At 56.0% G+C, this 7,799-nt stretch carries 8 protein-coding genes and 1 pseudogene; 4 read left to right on the top strand and 5 right to left on the bottom strand.

The window, feature by feature from the left end:
- The 4 genes and pseudogenes from A7E48_RS11100 to A7E48_RS03290 all read left to right on the top strand — a co-directional run.
- A pseudogene (locus A7E48_RS11100) lies at positions 1-515 on the top strand (carbohydrate-binding domain-containing protein); the annotation flags it as partial.
- Positions 516-794: 279 nt separating this feature from the next.
- Positions 795-1,010: a DUF3073 domain-containing protein gene (locus A7E48_RS03300; RefSeq protein WP_068169103.1), complete on the top strand. Its 216-nt coding sequence runs from the start codon at positions 795-797 to the stop codon at positions 1,008-1,010.
- Between the two features lie 213 nt (positions 1,011-1,223).
- Positions 1,224-2,273: a phosphodiester glycosidase family protein gene (locus A7E48_RS03295; RefSeq protein ID WP_068169422.1), complete on the top strand. Its 1,050-nt coding sequence runs from the start codon at positions 1,224-1,226 to the stop codon at positions 2,271-2,273.
- Complete coding sequence (locus A7E48_RS03290) at positions 2,270-3,451, top strand: bifunctional glycosyltransferase family 2/GtrA family protein (RefSeq protein WP_068169418.1); 1,182 nt, start codon at positions 2,270-2,272, stop codon at positions 3,449-3,451. The genes A7E48_RS03295 and A7E48_RS03290 overlap by 4 nt, the downstream gene beginning before the upstream one ends.
- A gap of 232 nt (positions 3,452-3,683) precedes the next feature.
- Here A7E48_RS03290 and purM read toward each other — a convergent pair whose 3' ends face one another.
- The 5 genes from purM to A7E48_RS03265 all read right to left on the bottom strand — a co-directional run.
- Positions 3,684-4,826, bottom strand: coding sequence for a phosphoribosylformylglycinamidine cyclo-ligase (gene purM / locus A7E48_RS03285; RefSeq protein ID WP_068169414.1), 1,143 nt, complete (start codon positions 4,824-4,826; stop codon positions 3,684-3,686).
- Positions 4,823-6,544, bottom strand: coding sequence for an amidophosphoribosyltransferase (purF, locus tag A7E48_RS03280; protein ID WP_068169412.1), 1,722 nt, complete (start codon positions 6,542-6,544; stop codon positions 4,823-4,825). The genes purM and purF overlap by 4 nt, the downstream gene beginning before the upstream one ends.
- A 135-nt stretch (positions 6,545-6,679) precedes the next feature.
- The gene (locus tag A7E48_RS03275) at positions 6,680-7,015 is read right to left on the bottom strand and encodes a hypothetical protein (RefSeq protein WP_083147164.1); all 336 of its coding nucleotides are present in this window, start codon (positions 7,013-7,015) and stop codon (positions 6,680-6,682) included.
- Between the two features lie 155 nt (positions 7,016-7,170).
- Complete coding sequence (locus tag A7E48_RS03270; protein WP_068169405.1) at positions 7,171-7,554, bottom strand: sterol carrier family protein; 384 nt, start codon at positions 7,552-7,554, stop codon at positions 7,171-7,173.
- Positions 7,554-7,799 (bottom strand): asparaginase (locus A7E48_RS03265; RefSeq protein WP_198924118.1); only part of this gene is annotated, 246 nt, incomplete at its 5' end. The genes A7E48_RS03265 and A7E48_RS03270, both read right to left, overlap by 1 nt.

Raw genomic sequence — 7,799 nt, 5'->3', positions numbered from 1 at the left:
CCGATTCAAGTACTACCGATCAGCAGCAGGGACAGATGCCTTCAGGTGACATGGGTGGTGGCGGTGGCATGGACACCGTTGAAGACGCCAGCATTACTGTTACCGGCGGCACCATCAATGTGACTGCTGAAGGCGATGGCTTCGACTCTAACGGTACTGCCACCATGAGCGGAGGTACTCTGACTGTCAACGGTCCCTCACGAGGCGGCAATGGCGTCTTTGATACCGCCGGGGACTTTACTCTAACGGGCGGAACACTTCTGGCTGGTGGAACCTCGGATATGTTCGTGGCGCCCGCCGCGGACGACCAGGGATATATCAAATCAACCGATTTGAGCACTTCAGAAGGTGACACCGTGACCGTGGTGGATTCTTCAGGCAAGACCGTGGCAACCTACACGGTTACCGATAAGGGAACTGAACTTTTCTTCGCCTCTGCGGAAGGAATTACCTCGGGTGAAACTTATACCTTGCAGGTCAATGGTGAAGATGCTGGCACCGTTACGGCTCAGTAATTCACGAATGTATTGAATATTGGAATAACTAAGGTTCTTTACAACACATGCTGAAGTAACTACAAAAGATAAATTGGCACCGAAAAGTGTAGATTCTCTGCATTTTTCGGGGTCAGCCTCAAAAAAACTTCAGGTGAATTTTCGCCCAGCGGGATATCAATCTGCATATAACGCTAAAAACATGTACGCTTAAGAAAAGAAAACTGTAAGCATTCCGGTGGCTTAAGTGCGCCTGCACGGTAGCCAAATGCGGACCCGACGGATAAAGGGGGTCACGCCATGGGGCGCGGCCGTCAAAAGGCTAAAGCAACACGGCAGGCTCGGGAAATGAAGTACTACAGCCCCGAGACCGACTACACTGCGCTTGAACGTGAGCTCAGTAGTGCCAAAAAAAATTCATCAAGTGCAGCTCCGGCGTCAACCTATGACGACGAAGATGACTACTCAGCGTACGCAGACAAGTACACTGACGACTACGCCGATCGCCGCCGCTAACCGGGAAACCGGATAGTAGGCAATCAGCACATCACAAGACAGCCTCGGCAACGCGCCGGGGCTGTTTTGTTTAACAAAATTTAGCTCAGGTGCTTTTGCCGACGCCGCGCCGAACTGGGAGTGTTCCTCACTTGAGAGTAGGCTTCCGTGTTTCACAGGAGAGGCATAGGTTTGGCAAATCCTGCACATGGGAACGCACCACATGCTTAAACCATGACAAAGACCGAACAGCACCCCACTGAACCCCTTACCCAGCAACAACCAGCCACTGGCTCCACCGCCGTCGACCAAAACCGCGGTTTCTGGCAGAAAAAAACCACCCGCCGCACAGCCCTCTTCGGAGGAGTCGGCGCACTTGCCGCAGCAGGCCTGGGTGGTGGCTGGGCATACAACCGCTACCTCGCCGAACACACCGAAATCTCCGACGTCGCCGCCTACGAAGCCGCCGCAACGGCATCCTCAGGGAGCACCAAAGCTGCAACAACCGAGCTCACCAACGTCTCGGTGACAGACAGCGGACTTACCGCAGATAACGGTTCCATAGCCATCAACAAAATCGTCAACGGCTCAGGTAACGATACCGTCACCGCATTCTCCGCCGAAATCAAACTCGACGATGCCACCCTTCTCAAATCGGCTTTCGCCAACAACGAATTCGGTTTGAACATCATCGACGTACCCACCGCCATCGCCGCCGAACACAATGCAATCTGGGCAATCAACGGCGACTACTACGGCTTCCGCGAAACGGGAATCGTCATCCGCAACGGCGTCGTATACCGTGACGCCAGCGCTCGCGAAGGTCTCGCTTTCTACCGCGACGGCTCGGTCAAGGTCTACGACGAAACCACCACAAACGCTCAAACCCTGGTCGATGCAGGAGTCTGGAACACTCTTTCCTTCGGTCCCTCTCTGATAAGCGACGGCGCAGTTGCCAGCGGTATCGAAGATTATGAAGTGGATACAAACTTCGGCAACCACTCGATTCAGGGAGAGCAGCCTCGCACGGGCATCGGCGTCATCGGCGATAACCACCTGATGGTTCTTGCAGTAGACGGGCGTTCCGAAGGTTACTCCCGCGGCGTCACCATGACCGAATTTGCCCAAATGTTCATCGATCTCGGCTGTACCACCGCTTACAACATCGACGGTGGTGGCTCCACCGATATGCTCTTCAACGGCTCGCTCGTCAATAATCCACTGGGCAAGGGCGAAGAACGCGGAACCAGCGACATTCTCTATATTGCAGGAGCGGCATCATGATTATCCTGATTCCTGCTTATCGCCCTGACGAATCGCTCGTCGAGCTGTGCAAGAAACTCATTTCTCGCGTTTCCTCAAGTCAGTCGCGGATTGAGATACTCATTGTGGACGACGGCTCAGGCGAAAAATATAGCCCCATCTTCCGCGTGGCCGAAGCCCTCAGCTACCGGGTTCGCATCCTTACCCTGGCAGAAAACAGCGGCAAAGGCGCGGCGCTGCGCGCGGGGTTCATCTGGTGTCGGGAAAACCGGGCGGGGCAGTGCGTCATTACCGCCGATGCCGATGGCCAGCACCTGGCCGCCGACATCCTTGCGGTGGGCGTGGCAACAGAGTTACGCGCTCAACAGGGTCTCTCAGCAATGGTGTTGGGTGTGCGCACGGTAGATGATCCACTGGCACCTGAGCCTGCCCGAGCGCCCTTGCGCTCTCGATGGGGCAACGCCATTTCGGTTGCATTCTTTAGACTCGCTACCGGGCAAAAAGTAATTGATACACAGACCGGTTTGCGCGGTTTTACCCCCGAGCTGCTGCCCTGGCTCGATATGATTCCGGGAAACCGCTACGACTATGAATTCACCATGCTGCTGCGAGCCACTCGCACCGACATGCTGATTGAGCAGGTGGCGATTACAAAAGTTTACGAGCCCGGTAATCCCACCAGCCATTTCCGGCCGGTACGCGATTCCTTAAAAATCTATGCTCCCCTGCTGGGGTTCTTGGCTACCTCACTGGCTGGATTCGCTATCGATACGGTCGCTTTGTTGAGTTTCGTAGCGTTGGGAATGCACGTGGTTCCAGCGGTAATCTGTGCGCGTTTGGTATCTGCTCTGTGCAACTTTGCCTTGAACCGAGTCATTTTGCACGACGGTGGCGCGGCACCTGCCACCCGCACGTCCCTGGTGCGCTACGGTGTGCTGGCAGCGGGCATTCTTGCCACCAACGCTGGACTGATAGAACTTTTCACCTGGACTGGTCTGCCACTCATTGTTGCCAAGGTGCTGGTTGAAGCTACCCTGGTTCCCCTGAGTTTCGCGGCGCAGAAGCGATGGGTTTTTGGCGAGCGTGAGACAGCACTGGAAACTTTACGACCGGATGCATCTTTTGCTATCCGCGCCCCGGTCGCAGCCTCGCAGGGGGAGCTGCCGCCCGCGCGTCGACGTCGCGAGTTAGTGGGTTAGGCTTGGGCGAAAGTTAGCTAGGTACAGTCAAAGTGGCGTTCTGGGGCGCAAAAATGGAGCGCAGAACGTCACTTTAGCTAGCAGTAATGGGTCGGGGCCAGGGCGGGCGCCGAAACCCGATCTTGCCTCTCCGCCTCTAAAGCGTTGAGGTACAAGAAAGGGTCAACTTTTTCACGAAAAGTTGACCCTTTCTTACACCTCAACGGGAGGGAACCGGTTGGAACGTAAAATCCTAGCGGTACTGGTTCAGCAGAACCGCCGCGCCGCCGTCCACACCCTTAGCGCCCTGAACATAATCAGAGTTCGAGGAGTACGAACCGTCGTCCTTTTGCACGGTACCTAGAATCCACGAGGAAAGCCCTCGGTCATTCAGGCGCGCAACAGCGGCATCGGCAACTGAAGAATCAACCACGGCAATCATGCCTACACCCAGGTTCAGCGTGCGTTCCAAATCAGCTTGGGGCACCCCGCCGAGCTCTTCGACGAGACGGAAAATCGCGGGAATTTCCCACGTGGAACGATCAACCAAACCAACAGTTCCTACCGGGAGGACGCGCGCCAGGTTAGCCGCCAATCCGCCACCGGTTACGTGGGAGAATCCACGAATACCGGACCCGGTCTGACCATCTTCACCGTTGACGGGGAAAGCCTCCATCAAATCAAGGCAGTCTGCGGTGTAAATACGGGTTGGCTCTAACAGTTCTTCACCCAAGGTGCGACCGAGCTCGTCTACCTGACGCTCCAACCCCCAGCCTGCCACGTTGATTACCTTGCGCACCAGCGAATAGCCGTTGGAATGGATGCCTGAAGATGCCATCGCGATGAGAACATCTCCCTCACGAACGCGATCTGGGCCGAGTAACTCGTCGGCTTCAACAATGCCGGTTGCCGCACCTGCGACGTCGTATTCGTTCTCCGCCAAAAGACCGGGGTGCTCGGCTGTTTCGCCACCTACCAAAGCGGTTCCAGCGAGCGAACAACCCTCTGCAACACCGCGCACAATATCAGCGACGCGTTCGGGAACTACCTTGCCGGTAGCGATGTAGTCGGTCATAAAGAGAGGGCGAGCACCGGTAACTACGATGTCATCGACCACCATACCCACCAGGTCTTGACCGATGGTGTGGTGAATATCGAGTGCCTGCGCAATAGCAACTTTGGTGCCGACGCCGTCAGTAGAGGTCGCCAAGTAAGGCTTCTTGAAATCCTTGAGAACAGAGAGATCGAAGAGACCGGCAAAGCCACCTACTCCGCCCACAACTCCGGGGCCGTGAGTTGCTTTGACGGCGTCTTTCATGAGTTCGACCGCGCGGTCGCCGGCTTCGACGTCCACACCTGCGGAGGCGTAAGTTACTGGGTTGGGGGTTTCACTCATGAGTTGTCCTTCTCAGTGGTTGCTTGATCTGCGGGTTCTTTATCTTCGGGCAGAACGAGGTTCTCTAAATCAGAATCGGGGCCGGGCTCGCAGGAACCGGCGGTGTTAGGCTCGGTAGCTAACTTATTTTCCAGCTCTTCGGTGCCGGGGCGGGTCTCTACCGAAACCGCGTGGGCATGTTCGGGCTTGTGCGCGACGGGGCGCTCAACGGTCACCTCGGCAATGGAGCTAGAAAGCGGGCCCGCAGAGCCGTCCTTGGTGTCAAAGAGATTCTTGCCGATTCGCTCGGGAATCGGAATAGGGTAGTTGCCGGTGAAGCATGCGGTGCACAGATTTTTGCGTTCCTGCTTGGTGGAGGCAATCATGCCCTCTTCAGAGATGTAACCCAGCGAATCAGCGCCGAGCGAATTGCAAATCTCTTCCACTGCCAGCCCATTTGCAATGAGCTCGGAGCGGGACGCAAAGTCGATGCCGTAGAAGCAAGGCCACTTAACGGGCGGCGATGAAATACGAACGTGCACTTCGGCAGCGCCGGCTTCGCGCAGCATGCGGACCAGGGCGCGCTGGGTGTTGCCGCGAACGATCGAATCGTCAATGACGATGAGACGCTTGCCTTCGACCACTGATTTGAGCGGATTGAGTTTGAGCCGGATGCCGAGCTGGCGGATGGTCTGCGAGGGCTGAATAAAGGTTCGCCCCACGTAGGCATTCTTCACCAAACCGTTACCAAACGGAATACCTGATTCTTCGGCGTAGCCAATCGCTGCAGGCACACCGGATTCAGGGGTAGGCATCACAAGGTCAGCCTCAACTTGGTGTTCGCGGGCGAGCTGGCGACCCATTTCCACACGAGACTCATAGACCGAGCGTCCGTTGATGGTGGTATCAGGGCGAGCCAAGTACACGTATTCGAAGACGCACCCGGCAGGCTTTGCTTCGGCAAAGCGGCGTGAGCGGAGACCACCTTCGCGGTCGATGATAATCATTTCACCCGGTTCAACTTCGCGGACGAACGATGCGCCCACAATGTCCAGCGCAGCAGTTTCAGATGCCACTACCCAGCCGCGTTCAAGACGGCCGAGAACCAGCGGTCGAACCCCTTGCGGATCGCGTGCGGCGTAGAGGGTGTGCTCGTCCATAAACGTTAGGCAGAAAGCGCCCTGAAGCGAGGGGAGTAAATCGAGGACGGCGTCTTCGAGCGAACCAAAATCGCTGTTATCAAGAAGTGCCGTTACCAAGGCGGTGTCGGTAGTGTTGCCCTGCGCCAGCTCGCCACGCAACGGAGCGTCGCCGCCGTTGCGCTCTAGCAGACGGTCGTAGAGTTCAGCAGAGTTAGTGATGTTGCCGTTGTGCGCAAGCGCCAGCGTGCCATAAGGAATATCGCCCAGAGTAGGCTGCGCATTAGCCCAGTGGGAAGCACCGGTGGTGGAGTAACGGCAGTGACCAACCGCCATATGCCCTTTCATCGGAGCGAGCGTTGATTCATCAAAAACCTGGGAAACGAGACCCATATCTTTGTACACGCTAATGCGGTTGCCATCGCTGGTTGCAATACCAGCGGATTCTTGGCCTCGGTGCTGCAGAGCGTAGAGACCGTAGTAGGTCAGTTTTGCGACGTCTTCGCCCGGTGCCCAAACGCCAAAGACACCACATTCGTCTTTGGGGCCGTGGTCGATTGGATCGAGATCGTGTGTGAGTTTTCCGTCAGGACGAACCAATGAATGCCATCTTTTCGAGGTTGGAGATGCGGTAGAAGCTCTTAGAAATTGGTGTATTTCTGTTTGCTCAGACGCTAACCAGTGTAACCGATAGCACTGGTTGAGTGGAGAAATATTGAGACGTGAGGTGTGGTCTTATTGGTCAGATGTTTCAACGGCACGTAGAGTTTCCGGATTTTTTGCCGAACGACGGTCGAGAATCAGAGCAATGATGATGCCGACGGTCGCGCCAATTGCCCCGATAACTACTGCCAGGACGCCGAATACAGCTGAACGAGAATAGTCCAGGGTTAGCATCTCAGGGGGGGTGAAGATGAAGGTAAGCAGAGTTGCCACAATTAGACCGATAACCCCACCTGTAATGGCGAATGCCGGGATAGACGGGGCACGACGGACACTTACAATCTGATCGCTGTGATCGTCCTGGTGTGTTGTGCGCGAGGTGGGGCTGGTATTTTGCTCGGTGCTCATGGGTCTTAACGTTACCGTATGAGACTGGCCAGGGGTTTGTGCCCGAAATCGAAAGCACACCATATGCCCACAGCACACGGTTCTTAGCTGTGTTGGTGGGCAAATGGTGTGTTCTCGAAGGTGGCATAGGTAGCGACGGCTGGGCGCCGTGCGTCTTAAAGAATCGGCATCCGATCTGATAAATCCGAACGTAACCCTGAAGCGGAAATCTTAGTGGCGTTCTCTTCCCACGTAGATACGCCCAACGCAACCGAACACCAGGTGAAAGCGTCGATTTCCACCACATTTGGTGGGGTTCCGCGTGTATGTCGCGGACCGGCAATACACTGTGTGACGCCGAAGGGCGGCACTCGGACTTCCACCGAGTTACCGGGGGAGAGGGTGGCTAACTCCTCCAAAAGATAGCGCACCGCAGTGGCGCGCTGGTTGCGCGAGAGTGCCTGAAAAGAAGCTTCCGGTGAATCTGAGGAAAGCGCTGCACGAACCGCAGAAATTGCTGCTGCACCGTCGTCCTCAGAAATTCTGCGCCGAATCGCCATTAGGAATCAGCTCCCAGAGACTCCTTCAACTCTTCAACTGCCAAGCCTAGCTCAATCGAACCGACGGGCTCACCGCCACCGAAAATGGGTCTGACGACCGCATCAACGCACTCATCGGCAAGGGCGGCAGAAATATAACCGCACGCTTCCAAAAGTCGCACAGCCACCAGCGAAGTTGCCCGCGAAGAACCGTCTAAAGCCTTTACTGCCACCGAAGCACCCGAGCGCAGACCAATCGCCAAAAT

It is taken from the genome of Rothia sp. ND6WE1A (genome assembly GCF_001683935.1).
GTDB lineage: Bacteria > Actinomycetota > Actinomycetes > Actinomycetales > Micrococcaceae > Rothia > Rothia amarae.
This window is presented reverse-complemented; position numbering and strand designations above follow the sequence as displayed.